Genomic DNA, 20948 nt, shown 5'->3' with positions numbered 1-20948 from the left:
CGTTGACTCACCATGTCACGAGCTCATCTATCAAAGGCGGCGCTGTCATTGAGTTCCTCGAGCTCATCGCCCTGCAGGGCGATGAGCGTCCGACCGTGGTGGTACTCGACAACGCTTCGATCCATCATGCCATTGAACCTGAAGTGCATGAGCGCTGGCTACGTGAGCATCGCATGCAACTGTTCTATCTGCCGCCATACAGTCCCGAACTCAATCTCATCGAGATCGTCTGGAAGCAGGCCAAATACCATTGGCGTAACTTCGTCACCTGGACGAAGGAAACCATCGACGACGAAGTTCGCAGCCTGCTCGGTGCGTACGGCACCAAATTTCAAATCAATTTCGCCTGAACACTTAGCTGTCATTTGGTTTGATTACAGACGCGTGATTAAGACGGACTGTTTTTTGATATTTCGGGGTTTCTGGGAGCTCCGCCGCAACCGCCCAGCCAATGGAAAAGATGGTTGGAAACGCAGATGTTCGCCCGTGATTTTGAACTTCAAAGCGGCCGATAGCGGAGAACCGGGTCGGTGGCCCGTCGTTGACGATTCCACCATAGGACCCTTCGCCACCAATCAATACATCCGTTGCGACCAAGTCCTCAGGCGGAATCATGCGAATGACAGGCAACTCCATCGCGACGGCTGCCCTGGCACTGCGCTCAGCGGCGTTTGCGGCTTTCGTTGAGTCGTTCACCGAATGCCGCATAAGGCTTAACTGCCATACGAACAGCAGCATCTGTAGGAAGGCAACACAAGCGGTCGCCCCGGTGAAGATCATGGTCCAGCGGCCGTTGACATCTTCTTCCTGCGGGACCGCTTCTGTTTTCTGATTTTCGATCGATGGGGGCCGTAACGTTTCCACGCTCGGATCCATTCCGACTCTGGGATGTGATGCCTGTTTGGTGTCGGGGGGAGATGTCGTGACTATGGAATTCTGGTTCTGCTGAGGAACAGCGGGCTGCGCAGACGCAAGGCAAAAGGCTGAGGTGTAAAGCAAGACGCCAAACAGGATTGGTTTCATACAGTTCCGTTTTCGCTTTTTTCTGGATCGTAGCTGAAAGACGCCGTTGGGGATGAGTCTTGGCAAACGCGGCTCTTGAGAGACAACAGCAACGCGCAAGACGTTCTACCGTAGATATCTGATAATGTCCTTTATCACATCTATCAGGAGCCACCATGCCGACCCCGGACACCCTGCGCCTGACCCTGGTGCGCGCGCCCGACGATGAGGCGTCCTTCAGTCGCGGATACCAGCGCGAGCTGCGGCAGTTCTATAGCCTCGCCCGTGCCGAGGGTGGCAAGATAAGCGCGGTCACCTTCACGACCGACCACGCGGATGGGGGTGATGGCTTCGTTGGGGAGTTTCTGGTCCCGTTCACCCCGGTCGCCGGGTCCACGCTCACCGCGGCGACCGGCGCCTGGCTGCAAGGTCGAGCCGGGCGCACATTGCGCCTGACAATGGGCGACGTTGAAGTTGAGGCGACCAGTGCGGGCGAACTGTACGCCCTTTTAAACCTGACGATGGCGGTCACAGAACGGCACGAAAAGCCCGCGATCGATCATGTCTGAGGCCGCGCTTGCGGTTCGATCATGCTCACCCTGCCGGCAGATGGTCAGCCGGCCGTGCAGGGCTGATGACAGGGGAGAACAACGATGAGGCGTGACATGGACTTGATCCGCGAGTCCTGAAGGGAGAAGCTATGCGTTTCCGTTTCCCGCTACTGCCGGCCGAATTCGAAATCCCCGATTCCTGGTGGGCCGACGCCGGCATGGCAGCCTTCTGCCCTGGTGCGCCGAGCTACCGGTCGAGCCCGGATGCTGTTCTGGTGCCGCTTCGGGAGGTTGAGCCGCCGTTCCGTAGACCCGAAGTGATGCACGACTGGCAAGGCTTTGGCCGGGCGCGAATGATCCGTGTTCTGAGCGCGATGGCAACCGGTGCTGAAATGCCGCCGGTTAGCGTCGTCGCATTGCCATCTGCCGACGATCCCGCCTCACCATTCGCCTATCGCGTGTGCGACGGCTTTCACCGGTTCTATGCGTCTGTCGCGGCGGGGTTTGAAATGTTGCCCGTGGTATTCCGATGAACCAAACACTCGCACTCTCTTCGCCGCAGTCGTTGCCTACGCTGGTCGCGTCCACTGGCAAACGGGCTGGTATCCGCTTCCTCGAATTCTTCGCCCCCAACATTCGTAATCCGAACACGCGCCGCGCGTATGCTCACGCGGTGGGCGAGTTTCTCGCCTGGTGCGCGGAGGCGGGCGTTGGATCCATTACAGCCGTGCAACCGCTGCACGTGGCCACCTGGATCGAGTGGCAAACACAGACCTTGTCGGCGCCGACGCGCGACGCACGCCGAACCCTGAACGAAGCGAAGGGCCCGTCTATCTGAACTGTACCCCAAGAGGTGGACACCGGCCCAGCCTTTGGAGCGCTATTTCATGCCGGCGACAGACCAGCCGTTTGCCCCAATTCTCAGGATGGCGATGACAAACGCCATCATTTGTCATGTTTGTCTCATTTGACAGCCCTGGTAGTTTGTGCAATGCTTTCAGGTATGGGAATTCCGAAGGAGGAGGCCTGAAATGACCACAGCAACGGCACTGAAGCGTGTCACCAAGCATGCCGCGGCCGATTCCGTTGATCGGGCGCTAGGCAACGCGGCCGGTGCTCTCTCTTATGCGGAAGACCTCGAGGTCATCTTCGAGATGCCCGATGCCGAAGTCGGACGCTTGATCAAGCAGAAAGCTCGCTCGTTCAGACGCATGATTGAACAAACGGATAGGCCGGTGGCTGGGCATTTGACGGAGCCGGTGGTCCTCGAGTTGCCGCAAGAACCGAACGACACAGCGTCGGAGACGATGAAGCAGGGTGACTTCGACATGGCCTCGCGCGAATTCAGGCGAAGCCTCGTCAAGCGGCAGTTGCTTTCGTCGGCAGACCTGCAAGCAGCGCTCAACTTGACCCGACAAGCGGTGAGTGCCGCCTCGCGCGCGCGCCGGCTCTTTACGGTCGATGTCGAAGGCCAGAGCTACTTTCCGGCGTTCTTCGCCGACGGAAAGGTCGACCGTGCCACGCTGGAAAATGTCTCACGCATACTCGGTGAATTGCCCGGCTGGACCAAGTGGGACTTCTTCACAACGGCGAAGGGGTCGATCGGGGACATCAACCCGCTGGAGGCGCTCCGCAAGGGCAGGGTAGAAGAAGTGAACAGGGTCGCGGCGGCGTTCGCCGAGGAGGCCTCGCGTTGAGCCTGAAACAGCCGGATGTTGCTTTCTCCGCGCTCGTTTTGCCCGTCATCGAAGTCGACGCGGCGAAGCTTGTTCGCATTTCCCGTCACAACAGCGGCGAGCCGTATTTTGGAAAATCTGGACTGAATCGGTTCGATGACCCTCGCGGTCATCTGCCGCGGGCCGACCGGTACGGCACCTGTTATTTCGGGTTCACGCTCGCCTGCGGTTTCGCTGAGACGGTGCTTCATGACCGCACGTCTGACGGCGGCAGATTCAAGATTCCGTACACGGAACTCGACCAGTGGGTTATTCGATTCAAGGGCGATAAGCTGAAGCTAGCCGTGCTGACAGGCAAGCACTTGAAGCGGCTGGGCGGGGAAGGGTCCCTGTCGTCCATCGTGCCCTATGAACTGCCGCAGCAGTGGTCACTGGCGATTCACGAGCACCCGGCGACAGTGGACGGATTCGTCTACATGTCGAGGCACCTGAACACCGAGGAAGCCGTAGTGTTGTTCGACCGGGCGCTTGGCAAGCTGACCGCCAAGTCCCCGTATAAGGAATTTCAGGACTACCCGGGCTCGCTGAGGGTACTGCGTGAGTTCAACGTGCTGGCATACTGAGCTTTGTTCTGTCGGACCCTTGCGCGACGAAGCCTTTCGACATGACAAAGCCCGTACGCTGGAAACAGCAACCGCGTTCTTCGGGAAACAAGCTTTGACGTATAGTTCTTTCAGTCGCGCGCAGCTATCCGACAAGGTTCAGTAAGCGCCCCCAAGCTGCCATGGCAGCGTACAACTCAGCTTCATAACTTGACATAACGTTATTGATCGTGGTCGACAGGCGATTTCGTTCGTATTCCTAAATGTTTGGCATAAGCAAGCTCAGAAAAAGACTCGTGGAAGATCGGGTGCACCGAGGAGAATTGGACTGCAGCACCTGCAAAATACCCTCTCGGTCACGAACTAGTCGCCACCGCGGAAGTAGGCGCGTCTTTCTGGCAGGTTGTTTTACCCTGGGTGGTGTGCCGACACGAGTGCATCGAAAAGTTTTCTGACGTGCGGCGCCAGCCGTTGCGAAGCCCGGCAGACGAGTTGCAACTCCCGCCTGGACCACTGCTCGTCGAGCGGTACGATCGAAAACGGCAGTGTGCCACTGAGCCGACGCGTTGTTGATTCTGGCACCAGCGACACGCCCACACCTGCTGCCACCATATGGCACACGGCCTCGAAGCTCTCGACCTGGATGCGAAACTGGATTGTTTGCCCCAGCAACAGGGCGGTCTTCGACACGTATTGCTGATGCGATGTCCGCTCGTTGAGCCCGATGTAATTCCACTCGAGGACCTGATAGAAGCGTACCGCCTCCGCCTGCGTCAGCGGATGGCTATTGGGCACGATCACGACAAGCCTGTCTTCGCGAAACGGTACGACCTCGAGGCGCCGCGTGTTCACCAGTCCGACGATGATTCCCAGGTCGGCGAGACCTTCGTCGACTGCGCGCACAGTCTCAGGACTCGTGTGTTCCTCGATCTCTACGTTGATCTTCGGGTTGTCGACCAGGAAGCGCGGCAGCAGCGAGGGCAAGTACTCGTGAATCGCGTTGGTGTTGGCGAACAAGCGAATATTCCCGCGCGTTCCCTCGCCGAACTGGGACAAGTCCTGGCGCAGTCTGGCTGTTTCGCGCAGGATCGCGATCGTCCTTGTCAGAAAGACTTCGCCAGCAGGCGTGAGCTCGACGCCGCGGCTGCGGCGCACCAACACCGCGCATCCACCGATTCCTCGAGGCTCTTGATTCGCGAACTCGCAGCGGCAACCGCGATCGGCAAACTCTCCGCTGCCTTGGTGAGATTACCGCAGGCAGCCACGGCGGCAAACAATCGAAGATCGGTCAAATCAAAACGCATCGAGGTTTCCTGTCTACCAGAGTTAGCGCTTGAGGACTTACTCGGGTCCCGTGCAGCATGGTTACGTTCGCAATGAATTCGTCGATCGCGAACGCTAGCTCAATGAAATAGTGACACACGTGCACCCCCCAAGTACACAATTCCGTTGATCAGGATCCGACCGGCATCTGACTCGTCGACCTCGGCCGAGCGTTTTCGGCGGAAGGCCGTGCGCATTTCGCAAAAAATACCTGGAGGACCAACACCATGTCATGGAAAGTAATCGCTCGGATTACTGACGTAGAACCGGGCGCCGTGAAAGCCTGTCGAATCGACAACATTCCGCTGGCGCTGTACAACCTCGACAACGAATTCTTCGCTACACATGATATCTGCACTCACGCGCAGGCCTGCCTGTCGGACGGATATCTTGAAGATGGCAAGATCGAGTGCCCCCTGCACCAGGGCGTGTTCGACGTGCGCACCGGCGACGCGGTTTCGGGCCCGGTCGACACCGCTATCCAGACTTTCGCTGTACGCGTGGAGGGCGACAATGTCCTCGTGGACCTGGACTGAAGCCTCAATGAATTCACGCCATGGCATGAAACAGCGCATCGTCATCGTCGGCGCGGGTCAGAGCGGCGCCCGGACAGCAGCGTCGCTACGCAAGCAGGGATGCACGGACGAGATCGTACTGATCGGCGACGAAGCCGAGCTGCCTTACGAGCGGCCACCTTTATCCAAAGACATCCTTAACGGGGCGCCGCTTTTGGGCACCATCATTTTTCCGCCGGAGTACTACACAAAACACGACATTGATGTGCGCATGGATACGCGCGTGAGCGAGATCGATCCGGCCTCAAGGCAGATCGTGTTCGTGGATGCCTCACGGCTCGTCTATGACCATCTCGTGCTGGCGACGGGCGTGCGGGCGCGGCGGCTCGTTCTCCCTGGCGCCGAGCTGGACGGTGTGCTGACGCTTCGCACAGCTCAGGACAGTACGCGACTTTCCGCGCGCCTGACAACCGGCGCGAGGATCGTCATACTCGGCGGCGGTTTTTTGGGCCTCGAGATCGCCGCGGCAGCCGTCAAGCGGGGTTGCGCGGTGACGGTCGTCGAGAGCGCGGTTGTGCTGCTCGGCCGGATCCTCGGCGGATTTCTCGGTGAGCGCCTCGCTGAGCTGCACCGTTCACATGGCGTCGATGTCCGGACAAATGCTCGTATCAAGGCAATTGAAGGTGAGGGATCGGTGAGCGCCATCGTGCTGGAAGACGGCACGACGATACCCGCAGACACTGTCGTCGTCGCCGTGGGGGCGCTTGCCAATGACGAACTTGCAAAAGAGGCGGGCGTCGAATGTGCGGATGGTGTGCTCGTTGACGCGCATACACGTACCTCGGTAGCTGGAATATATGCGGTCGGGGATGTCGCCCGGCAGCGTGAACGGTGGTCCGCGACGGCCGTTCGCCTCGAATCATGGGAAAACGCGGAACTGCAAGCGCAGGCTGCGGCATGCACGATCCTCGGTGTGCCTGCAAGCGGCGACGCAGCCCCCTGGTTCTGGACCGATCAATACGACCAAAATATCCAGATCCTCGGTGGTTGCGAGCCGGACGATGACGTCGTGATGCGGGGCGACGCCGCCGCGCCGTCGTGGTGTGCGTTCTTCGTGCGCCGCGGCCGCCTGCACGGCGCAGTGTTGATGAATGCGGGACGTGAACGCCGTATCGTCAAACAGATCATGGACACACGGCAGATTGTCGATTGCGGCGTGCTTGGCGACCCTGGCCGTCCCTTGAAGAGTCTGGTTATATCAAGCCAGTCCTAAATTAATGGAGATGAAGCATGCAGATCGAAATCAAACAGGTCGACCGGCCCGCACCGCCGTGTGCCACGGCTGCCAACGTGGAGCGCACTTGGCCCGAGGAAGGCAACTCACGCATTCCGTTCTGGGTCTATAGCGATCCTGAAGTCTATCGCCTCGAGAAGGAGCGCATCTTTCTGGGGCCGAACTGGTCGTACGTAGCACTTGAGTGCGAGATTCCGGACGCCGGCGACTACAAGCGCAGCTTTGTCGGGGACATGCCGATCGTCGTCGTGCGCGACACCGACGGCAGTGTTAACGCTTTCGCCAATAGCTGCGCGCATCGTGGCGTCGCTTTCTGCCAGAGCGATTCCGGCAATGCCAAGTCGTTTACTTGCCCTTACCACCACTGGAGCTACGACCTGAAGGGCAATGTCACCGGACTGCCCTTCAAGCGCGGATACAAGGGCAAGGGGGGCATGCCTAAAGACTTCGACGTCAGCGAACATCGCGCCCGCCCGCTGGTCGTCACGGTCCGCAACAGTGCGATCTTCGCATCGTTCGACCCCAGCGTCGAATCGTTCGAAGCCTACATGGGTCCGAACATGCTCCAGTATTTCGATCGCGTCTTCGATGGCCGCCGGCTCGAATTGCTCGGCTATATGCGGCAACGGATCGACGGCAACTGGAAGCTCATGTTCGAGAATCTCAAGGATCCGTACCACGCGAGCCTTCTGCATGTGTTCTTCGTCACCTTCGGCCTGTTCCGGATGGATGCGAAATCGGCGATCGAAATGGACGGCACTGGACGGCATTGCGCGATGGTCAACCGGCGCGCGGGCGAACTGGAAGCTGAAGCCGCGCGCGAAATGGGCCAGACCCTGCGCGACGATATAAAGCTCAAGGACACGCGGGTGCTCGACTTGATCCGGGAGTTTCCGGGCGATGTGACGGCGGTCATGAGCACGGTTTGGCCCAACCTGATTCTTCAGCAACAGTCGAACACGCTGGCGATGCGCCAGATCGTGCCGCACGGCCCGGGACAACACGACCTGCACTGGACGTTTTTTGGCTACGCAGACGACACGCCGGAAATGCGCGCGCACCGGATTCGCCAAGCCAACCTGATGGGGCCGGCAGGTTTCGTTTCGACCGACGACAGCGAGGTGATGGTGATGTCGCAAGAGGGCACGACGCCTTACAACGAACGGGCGGGCCTCGCCGAGATGGCAGGCCGCACCGTCGAGGACCACGATCACACGATCACCGAAGTGGCTGTTCGCGGCCTGTATCAACACTATCGCAAGGTCATGGGACTATGAACGCATCTGCTCATCCTGCCGCCCCCGCAATATCCGTCGAAACGCGCTTTGGCATCACGGACCTGTACAACGCCTATAGTGCCTCGCTCGACGAACGCCGTTATAGCCACTGGGCCTCGTTGTTTGCCGACAATGCGGTTTACCGGCTCGTGCCGAAGGAAAACTACGACCGCAACCTGCCCATCGCGATCATTTATTGCGACGGAAAGGGGATGATAGAAGACCGTGCATTTACGACCGTCGAAACGACCATTGCCCAACCTCGATCGCTACGGCACTTCGTGACGGGCATCGCGGTTCGCGAGGTCGTAGAGGGAGGCTATGAGATCGTGGCAAATTTTCTCGTCGTCCAGACCATGCTTGACCGGGGCACAGAAATAGTGATGTCGGGTCGCTATGTGGATCGCATCGTTCAGGATGGCGAAAGATTCCTGTTCGCAAGAAAGACTTGCGTGTCGGACACGCTTCTTTACCCGACCTCGGTCGTGGCGCCGGTGTAATACATGCGAGCCTACGGCGCGCAAGCGCCGTGCTATCACGGCTCTTCAGCCTCGATAAAGCGCATCGCAGCTAGCCGCGCATTCTCGACGTGGATTCGCGCCGCCAGTTCAGCTCCGTCCGCGTCACGCGCCTTGATGCATTTTTGCAGCTCCTCGATTTCGCACAGGCTTGCTGACAACCGGTCTGGCTGCAGGATTGTCGTGACCCGCAACAGATTGATGCGCGTGTAGAGACTGTTGAGCATTTGCTTGATCTGCATATTGCCGCAGTTGTCGAGTAACGTGCTGTACAGGCGCGTCTTCGCCGACAAGACGCTGTTGCGGTCCTGCGCCAGTATGCCGACCCGTAACGCCATGACGGCATCGTCGAATTGCTTCAGCGCAGCGTCATCGGCGACCCGCGCAAACTCGCGGGCGGCAAAGCCCTCCAGCAGACCACGTACCAAATAAACCTCTGAGGCTCTCTGTTTCGTCATGGTCGCGACGATCGGCCCTTTGTGCGGCAGGATCTGCACGAGCTTTTCCGCTTCCAGCTTTCGGAGGGCTTCACGCACGGAAGTCCGGCTGACGCCCATGCGTTCGCACAGGTCGCGTTCCACCAACCGCGCCCCCGGAGCAAACGTACCTGTGGTGATGGCGTCCCGCAGCATATTTTCAACCTGGCTGCGCAGCGTTTCTGCACGCACCAACCCGATGACTCCCGACATGCTGGTCCTCTTCGCAATGCTAGTGCTGCCCCACGATGGAAACAGCAGTGCAACAGCCGACGCCGTCTTCGCCAGCAACATTGAATCATTGACGCTAGTCCGCGGCGCAGCTCGTCTGTTCATTGGCCGCGATATCAAGCGCGGCCTTTGCCTCTTCGACCCGCAGTTTCTCCGGCAACGCCACGCCGTTCTTGACCGCAGTCACCTCGGCCAGTACCGACACCGCGATTTCTGGCGGTGTCCGGCTGCCGATATAAATGCCGACGGGTCCGCGCAACCGGGCGAGTTCGTCTTTACTTATATCGAAATACGTTTCGAGCCGCTCGCGCCGTGCGGCATTGTTCCGGCGCGAACCCAGCGCACCGACGTAGAACGCGGGCGTTCGTAACGCCTCCAGCAACGCGAGGTCGTCGAGCTTCGGATCGTGCGTCAGTGCAATCACGGCGCAGCGCTCGTCGAGCTTCATCTCGAGCACGGCGTCGTCAGGCATCGTACGCACGAGCGTCGTGCCGGGCACGTGCCAGGCATCGGTGTACTCCTCGCGCGGATCGCACACGGTCACCTGATAGTCCAGCCCGAGCGCGATCTGGCAAAGATAGCTGGAGAGCTGACCGGCGCCGATCACGAGCATCCGGTAACGCGGGCCGTGAATGGTCAGCAGCCGAAGCCCGTCGAAATCGACGCCGTCGGTCGACTCCACCGGGACGAGTTTCGCCGCGCCGCTTTCCATATCAAGCGAGCGCGCGACGAGCTCGCCGGCCACGACCCGGCGACATAAATCGTCGATGCCGCTTGTGCGCGTCAGCGGTTCGAGCACCAGTTCGATCGTGCCGCCGCACGGCAATCCGAAACGATGCGCCTCGTCAGCCGAGATGCCGTATTTCATCGCTTCCGGGTGCGTCTGCTCGATGCCGAGCCGCCGCACCCGGTCGATCAGGTCGTCCTCGATGCAGCCGCCGGATACCGAGCCGAATACCGAGCCGTCTTCGCAGATCGCCAGCATCGCCCCTTCGGGCCGCGGAGAGGAGCCCCATGTCTTGACTACGGTGACGAGCAGCACGCGACGGCCGTTTTCGATCCAGCGAACGCTCGCTTTCAGCACTTCGAGATTGACGCTGTCCATGAAAAATACCGAGTGGTTGCCTGACCATGACCTGGGCTTCGGAAGAACTCCGTTAGTGTCGCGACAGCGCCGAGCGCAAGGACATTTCTCGCGCGGCTTCCGGCGTGATGGTTCTGTTGAGCATGAAGCAGGCGACGCCGGCTGCGAGCAACGGCAACGCGCCAAGAAGAAAGATCGTTCCGATCGGCGTTCCGATGGAGATCAGGACACCGGCGAGCAGCGGGCCGACGATAGCGCCGATGCGCGCCACCGCGAAGGAGGCGCCGGTCGCGGTAGAGCGGATGAAGGTCGGATAGATCATGCTTGAAATGGCATTGAGGCCGATATTTCCACCCAGGACCAGCAGACCCGAGACCAGCGCCATTGCCATGGTGAGACTGGCGCTGGTACCGAGGGCCAGCCCGAGGGCCGCCACCGGGATGGCGCCGAGGACCATCGTCAGCGTCATTACCCGTACGCCCTTCCTGTCGATCATCCAGCCGAAGAACCAGCTGAAACCGGCACCAAGCTGGAACAGGGCCTGGCTGCGGGCCGCGTTGGCGAAGCCGATTTCGTCGGTCAGCAGCGTCGTCATCCACTGCGACAAAAAGAAGTGGGTGACGAAGGACAGGCCAAGCGCCAGCCACAGGAAGACGGTCATGGCCGAACGGCCCTCGGTGAAGAGGTGCCTCACTGGCACACCCGTGCGCGCCTGCTCATGGATGGTGAAGCGCGTGTCGTCCGCAAATTGCGCGCTGGGCTTCAGCTTGCGGGCATAGGCCAGGATGCGCTCGCTGGTGGTATTGCGCAGGATCAGGTAACGAATGGATTCAGGCAGGGCGGCAAACAGGATGATGACCGCCACCACGGCGCCGGCGCCGCCGACATAGAACACCGAGCGCCAGCCATACGCCGGAATGATCTCCGCCGCGAGAAGACCGCCCCCGGACGAGCCGGCGGTGTAGCCGAGATACAGGAGGGTGATGATCAGTCCGCGCTTACACGAGCGGGCATAGTCCGTGATCAGCGAGACCGCCATCGGCATGCCGCCGCCAATGCCGAGCGCGGCGCAGAAGCGCAGGATCGACAGTTCGACCAGGTTGTGGGCGAAGGGCACCGCGAAAGTGAAGCAGCCGAACAGCGCGGTAGCGAGCAGAATGGCGCGCCGCCGGCCGATGCGGTCGGCCAGCATAGCGAAGACGACCGAACCCGCCATCCAGCCGACGATGCTGATGTTGAACACGGGCGTCATCAGGGCCCGGTTGATGCCCCATTCCTTGATGATGCCGGGGGCGGCGTAATTCAAAGCCTGATTGTCGAAGCCGTCCGCCAGCATGACGAGAGCGCACAGAACGAAGAGGGTCACGGTGAACCAGCTGCGCTCCTGCGTCTCGACGACGTCGGCGATATCGACGGTATTGTTTTGGGTCATGGCGGTCTCCGGATGCCTCTGCTCCTGGGGTTGCTTACATGCGGCTGGCGCGTTGGCGCTCACTCGCCGTGGCCGCCCGAGGCTTCGCGCACCGGTGTTTCCGGCTTCACTCCGCCGCGCCGATTGGCCCAGGTGCGCTCGCCCGTCTCGCGCCAGCCGCCGGAGGTGGCCGCTTCTGCATACTCGTCCCAGCGCTTGTCCCAGTCGCCCAGATGATAGCCATGCCATGGCGGCTGCGGCGTGAGGCTGGGGAGGTCCAGCTCTTCCCAGATCTTGCGCGCCGCGGTCATGTATTCCTCCTTCGGCAGGGCCAGCGGCGGCATGACGTGCTTCAGCGTTGCGTCGATCAGCAGCGTACTTTCGAGTGGCGCGCGGCCGGACTTAGGACCGTGCCCGCTGGTGCGATAGGGCGTCACATGCACGTCGTGAGCGAAGTCGGAGCGATAGGCCAGCGACCAGAAGACGGCATCGGCGTTTTCCGGGTCGATATCCTCAGAGACCGCGATGACCAGCTTGCCGCACTGCGCCTGGAGCGTTGCGGCCCCTTGCAGGCCACGCCAGACCTCCGCCTGCTGCGTGCCACGTGCAAACTGGAGGAAGAGCACCTTGCGCAGGTTGGTCAATGGCTCGTGCATCACCACCCGCTGGATGCCGCGCACGCCCATTACCTTTTGCAGATGGTCGAGGAACAACGGCTCATAAGCCACCTTCTTCAGCACGGAGCTTTCGCTGGGCGTCACCTGGCTGATGATCGAGACGAAGACAGGCTTCTTCTTCATCGTGATCGCGGTGACGTGCATGGACATGTTGTAGTCCTCGAGCGCGACGTGGCCGTGGCTTTCGCCGAACGGGCCTTCGGGCTCCAGCGCATCGGTGTCGATCAGGCCTTCGATCACGATTTCGGCATCGGCGGGAACGAGGAGATCGATGGTCTTGCAGCGGACCACCCCGACCGGCGCGCGCATCAGGCCGCCGGCAACGGCCATCTCGTCCTGGTCGATCTGGAGCTTCTGCGGTCCGGTGAACAGCACGGCGGGGGCGCAGCCCAGCACGATGGCACACGGCATCTGCTCGCCCTTGGCCCGATATTTCTCCCAATGGAGATAACCGCCGGCTCCAGACAGGCGGCTCGCCATGCGCACACCTAGCCGGTTCTCCGACTTCAGTGCTGCGCGGTAGGTGCCCATGTTCTGGACGCCGCTCTCGGGATCCTTGGTCACGCAGAGCGTCGCGGTCAGATAGGGCGCCGCGTCGAAGCCGGGCGTGGAAACCGGCACCGGCAGGCGCGACAAACCTTTTTCCTTCAGCGCATCGCCGCTGATCACCACTTCCTGGCAGGGCGCCTGCGTCACCACAACGGGTGGCACCGGCTCGGCGATCGCGTCCGTCCAGGCGCGGCCGATCTGCTCGACCGGCAGGCCGAGGCCAGTGGCGTAGATCTCCGGCGAGGCGGCAAGGCCGCCGATCAGCACCGGGATGTCATACGTCTGGCCGTCGCTGTCGACCACATTGGTGAACAGGAACGCGCGGCGCTGATCTTCACGCAACCCGCCCTGGAACTGCCAGCGCGCCAGCGGATGCAGCTCCGTATCCTTGTTGATCGGCCGCTCGATGCGAATCAACAGCCCCTTTTCCTCCAGCCGGGCGATATGTTCCTGCAGATCGCGCGGGGCACCGCCGGCAGCTTCCGTTCGCGAAAGATCGTGAGGTGATGATGACATTCTGTCTCCTTAATATGAGACCCAGCAGATGGGTAAATTAGTGTGATTGTATGATTGCATAACAGTATTATAGGTGTCAACGCAGCTTTACCCACTCACGCATGGCACTCTGGGGGCGTCCGGACCGCCGCCGAACGATTGCTGGGCGTCGGATTTGGAGTGATGAATTCGGCCGATAGCCAACTGCCGAAGCGGCATGGCTCAGAGACCGCCCATGCACAAGTACTTGATCTCGAGATATTCATCGATGCCGTACTTCGAGCCTTCGCGACCGAGGCCGGATTGCTTGACGCCGCCGAACGGAGCTACTTCATTTGAGATCAGGCCGGTGTTAATGCCGACCATGCCGTATTCGAGCGCCTCGGACACGCGCCAGATCCGGCCGATGTCGCGGCTGTAGAAGTAGGCGGCGAGACCGGATTCGGTGGCGTTCGCCGCCGCAATTGCCTCGCGCTCGTCGCGAAAGCGAAAAAGCGGGGCGACGGGGCCGAAGGTTTCCTCGGTCGCGAAGCGCATTGAAGCAGTAACGTTACCCACCACAGTCGGCTCGAAGAAGAGCTTGCCGGCCGCATGGCGCTTGCCGCCTGCGAGCACGCGCGCGCCGTGCGCCACCGCGTCGGCGATATGCGCTTCGACCTTCCCGACAGCGGCCTCGTTGATGAGCGGGCCTTGCGTGACGCCGCCCTCGAAACCGTTGCCGACCCTGATTCGGGCGACCGCCGCCGTGAATTTTTCTGCGAACGCGTCGTACACGCTGTCCTGCACATAGAAGCGGTTCGTGCAGACGCAGGTTTGACCGGCATTCCGGTACTTCGAGGCGAGCGCGCCCTCGACCGCTGCGTCGAGGTCGGCGTCGTCGAACACGATGAATGGCGCGTTGCCGCCCAGTTCGAGCGAGAGCTTCTTGACCGTCGGCGCACACTGGCTCATCAGCATGCGGCCCACCGGCGTCGAACCTGTGAACGAGAGCTTGCGCACGATCGGGTTGCTGGTCATCTCCATGCCGATCGAGCGCGGATCGCCGACGACGACACTGAACACGCCGGCCGGTACGCCCGCGCGATGCGCAAGCTCGGCCAGCGCGAGTGCCGATAACGGCGTGGCTTCAGCCGGCTTCAGGATCATCGCGCAGCCGGCGGCGAGCGCGGGCGCGACCTTGCGCGTAATCATCGCGGCCGGGAAGTTCCAGGGGGTAATCGCGGCGCAGACGCCGATCGGCTCCTTCGTCACCAGCATCCGCTTGTCGGCGGCCGGCGAGGCGAGCACGTCGCCGTCGATCCGTTTGGCCTGCTCGGCGAACCATTCGATGAACGACGCCGCATAACCAATCTCACCTTTCGCTTCCGCGAGCGGTTTGCCTTGCTCGGCCGACATGATCGCCGCGAGGTCGTCCGTGTTCGCGACCATCAGTGTGTACCAGCGCTTCAGGACCTCCGCGCGCTGCGCCGCGGTGAGCGCGCGCCAGCCGCGCTGCGCGCGCTCGCCGGCTTCGATCGCGCGGCGCGTCTCGACGCCGGTCATGAGCGGCACGTCGGCGATCTTCTCGCCGGTGGCGGGATCGTCGACGGCGAAGGTGCGGGCATCGTCGGCGCCGCACCATGCACCGTCGACATAAGCGAGCGTGCGCAACAGGCTCGGGTCTGCGAGCCGGGAAAGCAGGTTGGATTCAGTCATGGTCATCGCCAAGGGCGGCCCGCTGGCGTGTGCGTCGCGGCGGGCCTGTGAGTGAGGTGGGGGAGCGGGTGGCGCGGGGGTTTACGGCTGCTGCTGGTCTTTCCAGCGCTTGACCACACCGGTTTCGATGTCAAACAGATCGAGCATGCGGCCTATCGTGTGATCGACGATGTCGGCGATCGTTTTCGGCTTCGAATAGAACGCCGGGACGATCGGCGAGATGATCGCGCCCATGTCGGAGAGCTGCACGAGCGTGCGCAGATGTCCGCCGTGCAGCGGCGTTTCGCGCACGCCGAGCACGAGGCGGCGGCGCTCCTTCAACACGACGTCGGCTGCGCGGCTGATCAGCGAGCTCGTGATGCCCGTGGCGATCTCGCTCATCGAGCGCACCGAGCACGGCACGATCAGCATTCCCTTTGTCTTGAACGAGCCCGAGGAAATGGCGGCGCCGATGTCCGCGGGCGAATACCATTTCGACGCCCGCGCGCGCAGATCGGCGGCGCGGTTGTCGGTTTCGTAGGTCATCGTCAGCTCGGCGGCCTTGCTGATCACGAGATGCGTTTCGATGCCCGCCTCGGCGAGAAGTTCGAGCGCGCGAATCCCGTAGATCACGCCGGACGCGCCGGTGATGCCGACGATGATCCGCTCCGGAGTACTGTTATTCGTCGCCACGATCGCCCTCGATGCCGCGCACCGGCGAATTCGGCTCGACGCCGCTGCGGCGGCGCGCCTGATAGGACGCATCGCGCTGCATCCATTCGCCGCGCGTCGCCTGCTCGGCGTTGCGGTCCCATTCCTCGGTCCAGTCGCCAAGCGAGTAGCCGTACCACGGCGACTCAGGCGTCAGCTTCGGCAGGCCGAGACGTTCCCACAGCACCTTCGCGTTCTCCATGTATTCCTTCTTTGGCAGCGCGAGCGGCGGCATCGGCGTTTTCATCGTAGCGTCGATCAGCATGGCTGAATCGAGACCTGTTGCGTGGTCCGAGCGTGGACCGTGGCCCGGCTCGCGGTACGGAATCATCTTCACGTCCTCGACCGGATTGCAGCGATAGCCCATCGCCCAGAACACGGCATCTGCGTTGTTCGGATCGATGTCGTCGTCGATCGCGATCACGAACTTGCCGATCGCGGCCTGCAGCGACATCGTGCCGTACAGCGCGCGCCAGACCTCGGTGCGCTTCGCGCCACGCTCGAACTGCAGGAACACGAAGCGGCGCAGGTTCGTGAGCGGCTCGTGCAGCGAAACCTTCTTGATGCCGCGAATGCCGAGGTGGTCGCGCAGGTGGCGCAGGAACATGGGCTCGTAGGCGAGACGTTTGATGACGCTCGATTCGGACGGCGTGACCTGCGAGATGATCGATGTCAGCACCGCGTCCTTGCGGCGCGTGATCGCCGTGACTTCAATGACCAGGTTGTAGTCTTCGAGCGCGACGTAACCGTGGCTTTCGCCAAAGGGACCTTCCGGTTCGAGGTACTGCGGATCGACGTAACCTTCGACGACGATTTCCGCCTCGGCGGGCACCAGCAGGTCCACCGTGCGGCCCTTGACGACGCGGATCGGCGCACCGGCAAGACCGCCTGCGACGCTCAGTTCATCGACGTTCGGACGCAACTTCTGCGGGCCCTGGAACGCGACGAGCGGAGGTGCGCCGAGCACGATGGCGACCGGCATCTTCTCGCCCTTCGCCGCGTACTTGCGCCAGTGGTCGAGACCGCCCGCGCGCAGGTTCACGAGCATCATCATGCCGAGGCGTGTCGCCGATTTCAGGTGGCCGCGGTAGGTGCCCATGTTCTGCACGCCGGTGTCCGGATCGCGCGAGATCACACCGGTCATCGTCATGTAAGGCGCGGCGTCGAAGCCGGGCGTCGAGATTGGCAGCGGCAGCGATTCGAGGCCGTTGCCCGGACCTTCGAGGTCTCGACCTTCGATCACGATGTCATGCACGGGGCCGCTTTCAACGACGACGGGCGGCACCGGATTATCGATTGCGCGGTTCCAGGCGTCGCCGATGTCATCGAGCGTCGGCACGTTCATGCCGATCCGGTAGATCTCCGGATTCGCGGCAATACCGCCAATGATGACCGGAATGTCGTACTTGCGGCCCTTGCTGTCGACGATGTTCGTGAAGAGGAACGCCTTCCGATCGGCTTCGGGAATGCCGCCGCGGAATTGCCAGCGCACGAGCGGATGCATTTCCGTGTCTTTATTCACCGGCTCGTCGATCCGGTACAGGAGGCCTGCCGCGTCGAGGCGTGCGATGTGTTCGTGCAAGTCCGCGTAACCGGTGTTCGCGGAAAACGTGGAAGTGGTGTCTTGATCAGCCATGGCTAGAGGTCCCGTGAGGCGCCACGTTGCGCGGCGCCCTTATTGCTTGAAGTGTTGCCCGGCGCGGGCGGGGTATCGGCGGATCAGCGGCGCATCGACGTCATTGCGTTCGCGAGCGACGCTCCCGCCACTTCGCTTGCGAGCGAGAAGTCGGGAATCGTGATCTCGCGGAAGTACGTCTTCAGCGCCGCGATGGCAATCCGGTCGCGCGTGCAGATCGAGGCGACCATCGCGTCCGCGCGTTCGCTTAGGGCCGCAGCCGGCACGACCTCGGCGACGATGCCCCACTCGCGCGCATTCGCGGCGTCGATGGTCTCCGTCAGGTAGACCATGTGCGCGGACGCTTTCGGCGGCACCTTGTGGCGCAGCACGGACAGCACGAGCGTCGGCGGCAGGTTTTTCTGCAACTCGGGAAGGTTGAAGCGTGCGCTGTCCGAGGCGACGGCCATGTCGCACGCGGTGACGAGCGCACAGCCAAAACCTTCCGCATCGCCTTGGACTTCGGCGAGGAGCGGCACTTCGCTTTCGTGCATCGCACGGTAGACGTCGAGAATCGGATCGGCCACGTTGCGGCGGAACTGCGCGGCCGTCGGCGGCGTGGAGGGCGGTGCGCCGACCGCGCGGCCGCGGCAGAACGCGGGACCGGACGCGCGGAGCCTGATGATTTTCACGGCACTGTCGCTGCCGGCCTTGCGGATCTCGGCGGCGAGCGCGCGCATTGCGTCGAGCGTCAGCGTGTTGCCCAAGTCCGGCTGGCCAAGGGTGATCCGGTATTCGGAATCGTGGAGCGCTGCGGTGAATTCGGTCGTCATGGAGAAAAGGTCCAAACAATGAAAACAGGGATGGGCGCCCGCGATGAGCGAGCGCCCGCGCAGGTCAGCGCGCGTAGGCGCCGGCCTCTTTGAGTTTCTGGAACACACGCTGCGGTACGAGCGGTGCTTCGGTGAATTCGACGCCGTATTCCGAGAGTGCGTCCTCGATCGCCCCGACGATTGCCGCGGCGGCCGGAATCGTGCCGCCTTCGCCCGCGCCCTTGACGCCGAGCGGATTCAGCGGCGACGGTGTTTCGAGGTGCACGATGTCGATGTTCGGCACGTCGGTCGCCATCGGCAGCAGGTATTCGCCGAAGTTCGTCGTGGTCGGCTGCGCGTTCTCGTCGTACTGCATCCATTCGAGCGTCGCATTGCCAATGCCGTGCGCAACCGAGCCGATGATCTGGCCGTCGACGATCATCGGATTGATGAGCTTGCCCGAGTCGTGCGCCATCACGTAATTGAGGATCGTGATGTGGCCGGTTTCGCGATCGACCTCGAGTTCGACGACGGCCGTGCCGTTGCAGTACGTCGACTGCGCGGGCGAGAAGTATTTCGTCTCCTCAAGGCCGGCGGTGAGACCCTTCGGCATCGTGAAGCCCGGCATGCCCTGCGAGATCTTCGCGAGCTCGCCGTAGCTCATGCGCTGTTCGATGCCCGAGCGGCGCGCCACGTGGCCCTCCACGAGCACGAGATCGTCGGTTTCGCACTTCCACAGGTGGGCAGCGAGCGTGAGCATCTTCTCGCCCACGGCCTGGGCGGCGATGTAGACCGAGTTGCCGGCGTTGACCGTCACGCGGCTCGCGAACGTACCGACGCCCATCGAGATGCCACCGGTGTCTCCGGTAACGACGTCGATTGTTTCAAGCGGCACGTTCAGCTGTTCGGCGCAGATCTGCGCGAAGGTCGTCTTGTGGCCCTGACCTTGCGGCGATGCGCCGGTGATCACGACGACGCGGCCGTTCGCTTGCACGCGCACCGTTGCGCCCTCGAACGGGCCCATGCCCGTGCCTTCGACGAAACTCGCCATGCCGATGCCAACGAAACGGCCCTGGCGGCGTGCCCCGGCCTTGCGCGCGGCAAAGCTCGCGTAGTTCGCGCGCTCGAGCGCTGCTTTTTGACAAGCCGGATAGTCGCCGCTGTCGTAACGCAGCGGGCTGCCGTCGCGATAGATGAAGCCCGCGTCATAGGGCATCTGCTCCGGCTGGATCAGGTTGCGCCAGCGCAGCTCGGCGCGGTCCATGCCGAGTGCGCGCGCGGCCTTGTCGAGAATCCGTTCCATGGCGAACACTGCCTGAGGACGGCCTGCGCCGCGTACCGGCGAGGTTGCGCACTTGTTCGTGTAGACGACGTCGAGCTTTGCGGCCATCGCCGGGATCACGTAGGGGCCGGGCGTCGTCGTGATGGAGATGTATGGCGTGATGATGCCCCACGGCAGGAACGCGCCGTTGTCGTGCACCATCTCGAGCTTTACGCCGCGGATCTTGCCATTGTTTTCGAGCGCGATTCGCACGGTCCACCACTGGTCGCGCTCCTGCGTGACTGCGAGGAAATGCTCGCGCCGGTCCTCGATCCATTTGACAGGACGCTTGAGCGCAACCGCCGCGATCGCGACTAGCGCCTCTTCGGGATAGAAGGGCAGCTTCGGACCGAAGCCGCCGCCGACGTCGTTCATCAGTACGCGCAGCTTCTCGGCATCCCACTCGAGCAGCTCAACAAGGTTCTTCTTCTCGTGGTGCGGCGCCTGACCCGACGACCAGACGGTCAACTCTCCGTTGGTCGCGTGATATTCGGCGAGATAACCACGCGTCTCCATCGGATGCGCGGACCCGCGGTTTTGCCAGTACGTTTCCTCGACGACATGCGGCGCATTGTTGAAGGCCGCGTCGATGTCACCGAAACCCATGTCGATATGCGCGACGACATTGTCTTTCGCGTCGGTGTGACAGAGCGGCGACTCGGCGCGCAGTCCGTCACGGCACTCGGCGACGGCGGGAAGCGTGTCGTACTCGATCTCGATCAGGCCGCAGGCATCTTCCGCGATATAGCGATTGTCCGCGACGACGAACGCCACCGCTTCGCCCGCGAACGTGACTTCCGTCGAGGTGAGCAGTTCCTGGGTGCGCTCAAAGCGGATCGCCGGGTTCGGCAGCATCGAGGGCGCGCGGCCTCGTGCACGGCCAGTCAGGTCCGCGTGCGTGTAGACCGCGTGCACACCCTTGAGCTCGCGGGCGGCCGTGCAGTCGATCGAGACGATCTTCGCGTGCGCGTGCGGGCTGCGCAGCACCGCGGCCTGCAACATGTTCGGCAGGTGCACGTCGTCCACGTAGGAACCCTGGCCTTGCAGCAGCTTTTTGTCCTCGGTACGCAGGATGCGCTTGCCGATGTAGCGCTGGTCGGTGGGCGCACCTTTCAGGTCGGAAATTTCCATCGT

Annotated in this window: 22 protein-coding genes; 10 read left to right on the top strand and 12 right to left on the bottom strand. The window is 62.1% G+C overall.

All coding sequences use genetic code 11. The features are described 5' to 3' along the window. On the top strand, positions 1–350 hold a 350-nt coding region (locus ACMX25_RS37510; protein WP_414953243.1), incomplete at its 5' end, for a transposase. A gap of 4 nt (positions 351–354) precedes the next feature. Here the strand turns inward: ACMX25_RS37510 and ACMX25_RS37505 are convergent. Beyond that, positions 355–1023, bottom strand: coding sequence for a hypothetical protein (locus tag ACMX25_RS37505; RefSeq protein ID WP_414954923.1), 669 nt, complete (start codon positions 1021–1023; stop codon positions 355–357). A 155-nt stretch (positions 1024–1178) separates the two neighbouring features. On the opposite strand from ACMX25_RS37505, the gene ACMX25_RS37500 reads away from it, so the two are divergent. The 5 genes from ACMX25_RS37500 (at position 1179) to ACMX25_RS37480 (ending at position 3852) form a co-directional block, all read left to right on the top strand. Beyond that, positions 1179–1571: a hypothetical protein gene (locus ACMX25_RS37500; RefSeq protein ID WP_414954922.1), complete on the top strand. Its 393-nt coding sequence runs from the start codon at positions 1179–1181 to the stop codon at positions 1569–1571. A 131-nt stretch (positions 1572–1702) separates the two neighbouring features. Then, positions 1703–2086 (top strand): hypothetical protein, encoded by a 384-nt coding sequence (locus ACMX25_RS37495; RefSeq protein ID WP_414954921.1) that lies wholly within the window; start codon positions 1703–1705, stop codon positions 2084–2086. After that, entirely contained in the window at positions 2083–2391 is a 309-nt protein-coding gene (locus ACMX25_RS37490) for a hypothetical protein (RefSeq protein ID WP_414954920.1), read from the top strand. The genes ACMX25_RS37495 and ACMX25_RS37490 overlap by 4 nt, the downstream gene beginning before the upstream one ends. Before the next feature lie 193 nt (positions 2392–2584). Continuing rightward, on the top strand, positions 2585–3250 hold the full coding sequence (locus tag ACMX25_RS37485) for a hypothetical protein (RefSeq protein WP_414954919.1): 666 nt from the start codon (positions 2585–2587) through the stop codon (positions 3248–3250). Beyond that, positions 3247–3852, top strand: coding sequence for an RES family NAD+ phosphorylase (locus ACMX25_RS37480; RefSeq protein ID WP_414954918.1), 606 nt, complete (start codon positions 3247–3249; stop codon positions 3850–3852). Before ACMX25_RS37485 ends, ACMX25_RS37480 begins: the two co-directional genes overlap by 4 nt. Positions 3853–4239: 387 nt before the next feature. Here the strand turns inward: ACMX25_RS37480 and ACMX25_RS37475 are convergent, their stop codons facing one another. Together ACMX25_RS37475 and ACMX25_RS37470 are read right to left on the bottom strand one after the other, a co-directional pair. Next, positions 4240–4992, bottom strand: a complete 753-nt coding sequence (locus tag ACMX25_RS37475; RefSeq protein WP_414954917.1) for a LysR substrate-binding domain-containing protein — start codon at positions 4990–4992, stop codon at positions 4240–4242. Beyond that, the gene (locus tag ACMX25_RS37470) at positions 4935–5135 is read right to left on the bottom strand and encodes a helix-turn-helix domain-containing protein (RefSeq protein WP_414954916.1); all 201 of its coding nucleotides are present in this window, start codon (positions 5133–5135) and stop codon (positions 4935–4937) included. Before ACMX25_RS37470 ends, ACMX25_RS37475 begins: the two co-directional genes overlap by 58 nt. A gap of 246 nt (positions 5136–5381) precedes the next feature. Between ACMX25_RS37470 and ACMX25_RS37465 the strand changes: the two genes are divergently transcribed. Genes ACMX25_RS37465 through ACMX25_RS37450 form a run of 4 tightly spaced genes read left to right on the top strand, consistent with a single transcriptional unit; the run spans position 5382 to position 8740 of the window. Then, positions 5382–5690 (top strand): non-heme iron oxygenase ferredoxin subunit, encoded by a 309-nt coding sequence (locus ACMX25_RS37465; protein ID WP_414954915.1) that lies wholly within the window; start codon positions 5382–5384, stop codon positions 5688–5690. A 7-nt stretch (positions 5691–5697) separates the two neighbouring features. After that, the gene (locus tag ACMX25_RS37460) at positions 5698–6942 is read left to right on the top strand and encodes an NAD(P)/FAD-dependent oxidoreductase (protein WP_414954913.1); all 1245 of its coding nucleotides are present in this window, start codon (positions 5698–5700) and stop codon (positions 6940–6942) included. Between the two features lie 17 nt (positions 6943–6959). After that, positions 6960–8240, top strand: coding sequence for an aromatic ring-hydroxylating dioxygenase subunit alpha (locus ACMX25_RS37455; RefSeq protein WP_414954912.1), 1281 nt, complete (start codon positions 6960–6962; stop codon positions 8238–8240). Then, positions 8237–8740: an aromatic-ring-hydroxylating dioxygenase subunit beta gene (locus ACMX25_RS37450; RefSeq protein ID WP_414954911.1), complete on the top strand. Its 504-nt coding sequence runs from the start codon at positions 8237–8239 to the stop codon at positions 8738–8740. Before ACMX25_RS37455 ends, ACMX25_RS37450 begins: the two co-directional genes overlap by 4 nt. A 35-nt stretch (positions 8741–8775) precedes the next feature. On the opposite strand, the gene ACMX25_RS37445 is transcribed toward ACMX25_RS37450, so the two are convergent. From ACMX25_RS37445 to ACMX25_RS37405, 9 genes are all read right to left on the bottom strand, one after another. Beyond that, the gene (locus ACMX25_RS37445; protein WP_414954909.1) at positions 8776–9447 is read right to left on the bottom strand and encodes a GntR family transcriptional regulator; all 672 of its coding nucleotides are present in this window, start codon (positions 9445–9447) and stop codon (positions 8776–8778) included. Between the two features lie 94 nt (positions 9448–9541). After that, the gene (locus ACMX25_RS37440; RefSeq protein WP_414954908.1) at positions 9542–10570 is read right to left on the bottom strand and encodes an XdhC family protein; all 1029 of its coding nucleotides are present in this window, start codon (positions 10568–10570) and stop codon (positions 9542–9544) included. Between the two features lie 52 nt (positions 10571–10622). Further along, positions 10623–11981, bottom strand: a complete 1359-nt coding sequence (locus ACMX25_RS37435; protein ID WP_414954907.1) for an MFS transporter — start codon at positions 11979–11981, stop codon at positions 10623–10625. Positions 11982–12040: 59 nt separating this feature from the next. Continuing rightward, complete coding sequence (locus ACMX25_RS37430; protein WP_414954906.1) at positions 12041–13702, bottom strand: UbiD family decarboxylase; 1662 nt, start codon at positions 13700–13702, stop codon at positions 12041–12043. A gap of 201 nt (positions 13703–13903) precedes the next feature. Further along, positions 13904–15376, bottom strand: coding sequence for an NAD-dependent succinate-semialdehyde dehydrogenase (locus tag ACMX25_RS37425; RefSeq protein WP_414954905.1), 1473 nt, complete (start codon positions 15374–15376; stop codon positions 13904–13906). Between the two features lie 81 nt (positions 15377–15457). Continuing rightward, positions 15458–16048 carry a UbiX family flavin prenyltransferase gene (locus ACMX25_RS37420; RefSeq protein WP_414954904.1) on the bottom strand — a complete coding sequence of 197 codons (591 nt, stop codon included), beginning with the start codon at positions 16046–16048 and terminating at the stop codon, positions 15458–15460. Then, a complete protein-coding gene (locus ACMX25_RS37415) occupies positions 16035–17702 on the bottom strand; it encodes a UbiD family decarboxylase (RefSeq protein ID WP_414954903.1) in 1668 nt (555 codons plus the stop codon). The genes ACMX25_RS37420 and ACMX25_RS37415 overlap by 14 nt, the downstream gene beginning before the upstream one ends. An 83-nt stretch (positions 17703–17785) precedes the next feature. Further along, entirely contained in the window at positions 17786–18514 is a 729-nt protein-coding gene (locus ACMX25_RS37410) for an enoyl-CoA hydratase/isomerase family protein (RefSeq protein WP_414954902.1), read from the bottom strand. A 64-nt stretch (positions 18515–18578) separates the two neighbouring features. Next, complete coding sequence (locus ACMX25_RS37405) at positions 18579–20945, bottom strand: xanthine dehydrogenase family protein molybdopterin-binding subunit (protein WP_414954901.1); 2367 nt, start codon at positions 20943–20945, stop codon at positions 18579–18581. Between the last annotated feature and the right edge of the window lie 3 nt (positions 20946–20948).

Origin of the sequence: Caballeronia eucalypticola (assembly GCF_047608185.1) — a bacterium.
In the GTDB taxonomy this organism is placed as follows: domain Bacteria; phylum Pseudomonadota; class Gammaproteobacteria; order Burkholderiales; family Burkholderiaceae; genus Caballeronia.
This window is presented reverse-complemented; position numbering and strand designations above follow the sequence as displayed.

Excerpts from the sequence above, each read along its gene's own strand:
- ACMX25_RS37505 (WP_414954923.1), bottom strand. The coding sequence starts at position 1,023 with ATGAAACCAATCCTGTTTGGCGTCTTGCTTTACACCTCAGCCTTTTGC.
- ACMX25_RS37500 (WP_414954922.1), top strand. The coding sequence starts at position 1,179 with ATGCCGACCCCGGACACCCTGCGCCTGACCCTGGTGCGCGCGCCCGAC.
- ACMX25_RS37495 (WP_414954921.1), top strand. The coding sequence starts at position 1,703 with ATGCGTTTCCGTTTCCCGCTACTGCCGGCCGAATTCGAAATCCCCGAT.
- ACMX25_RS37490 (WP_414954920.1), top strand. The coding sequence starts at position 2,083 with ATGAACCAAACACTCGCACTCTCTTCGCCGCAGTCGTTGCCTACGCTG.
- ACMX25_RS37485 (WP_414954919.1), top strand. The coding sequence starts at position 2,585 with ATGACCACAGCAACGGCACTGAAGCGTGTCACCAAGCATGCCGCGGCC.
- ACMX25_RS37470 (WP_414954916.1), bottom strand. The coding sequence starts at position 5,135 with ATGCGTTTTGATTTGACCGATCTTCGATTGTTTGCCGCCGTGGCTGCC.
- ACMX25_RS37465 (WP_414954915.1), top strand. The coding sequence starts at position 5,382 with ATGTCATGGAAAGTAATCGCTCGGATTACTGACGTAGAACCGGGCGCC.
- ACMX25_RS37460 (WP_414954913.1), top strand. The coding sequence starts at position 5,698 with ATGAATTCACGCCATGGCATGAAACAGCGCATCGTCATCGTCGGCGCG.
- ACMX25_RS37455 (WP_414954912.1), top strand. The coding sequence starts at position 6,960 with ATGCAGATCGAAATCAAACAGGTCGACCGGCCCGCACCGCCGTGTGCC.
- ACMX25_RS37450 (WP_414954911.1), top strand. The coding sequence starts at position 8,237 with ATGAACGCATCTGCTCATCCTGCCGCCCCCGCAATATCCGTCGAAACG.
- ACMX25_RS37445 (WP_414954909.1), bottom strand. The coding sequence starts at position 9,447 with ATGTCGGGAGTCATCGGGTTGGTGCGTGCAGAAACGCTGCGCAGCCAG.
- ACMX25_RS37440 (WP_414954908.1), bottom strand. The coding sequence starts at position 10,570 with ATGGACAGCGTCAATCTCGAAGTGCTGAAAGCGAGCGTTCGCTGGATC.
- ACMX25_RS37435 (WP_414954907.1), bottom strand. The coding sequence starts at position 11,981 with ATGACCCAAAACAATACCGTCGATATCGCCGACGTCGTCGAGACGCAG.
- ACMX25_RS37430 (WP_414954906.1), bottom strand. The coding sequence starts at position 13,702 with ATGTCATCATCACCTCACGATCTTTCGCGAACGGAAGCTGCCGGCGGT.
- ACMX25_RS37425 (WP_414954905.1), bottom strand. The coding sequence starts at position 15,376 with ATGACTGAATCCAACCTGCTTTCCCGGCTCGCAGACCCGAGCCTGTTG.
- ACMX25_RS37415 (WP_414954903.1), bottom strand. The coding sequence starts at position 17,702 with ATGGCTGATCAAGACACCACTTCCACGTTTTCCGCGAACACCGGTTAC.
- ACMX25_RS37410 (WP_414954902.1), bottom strand. The coding sequence starts at position 18,514 with ATGACGACCGAATTCACCGCAGCGCTCCACGATTCCGAATACCGGATC.
- ACMX25_RS37405 (WP_414954901.1), bottom strand. The coding sequence starts at position 20,945 with ATGGAAATTTCCGACCTGAAAGGTGCGCCCACCGACCAGCGCTACATC.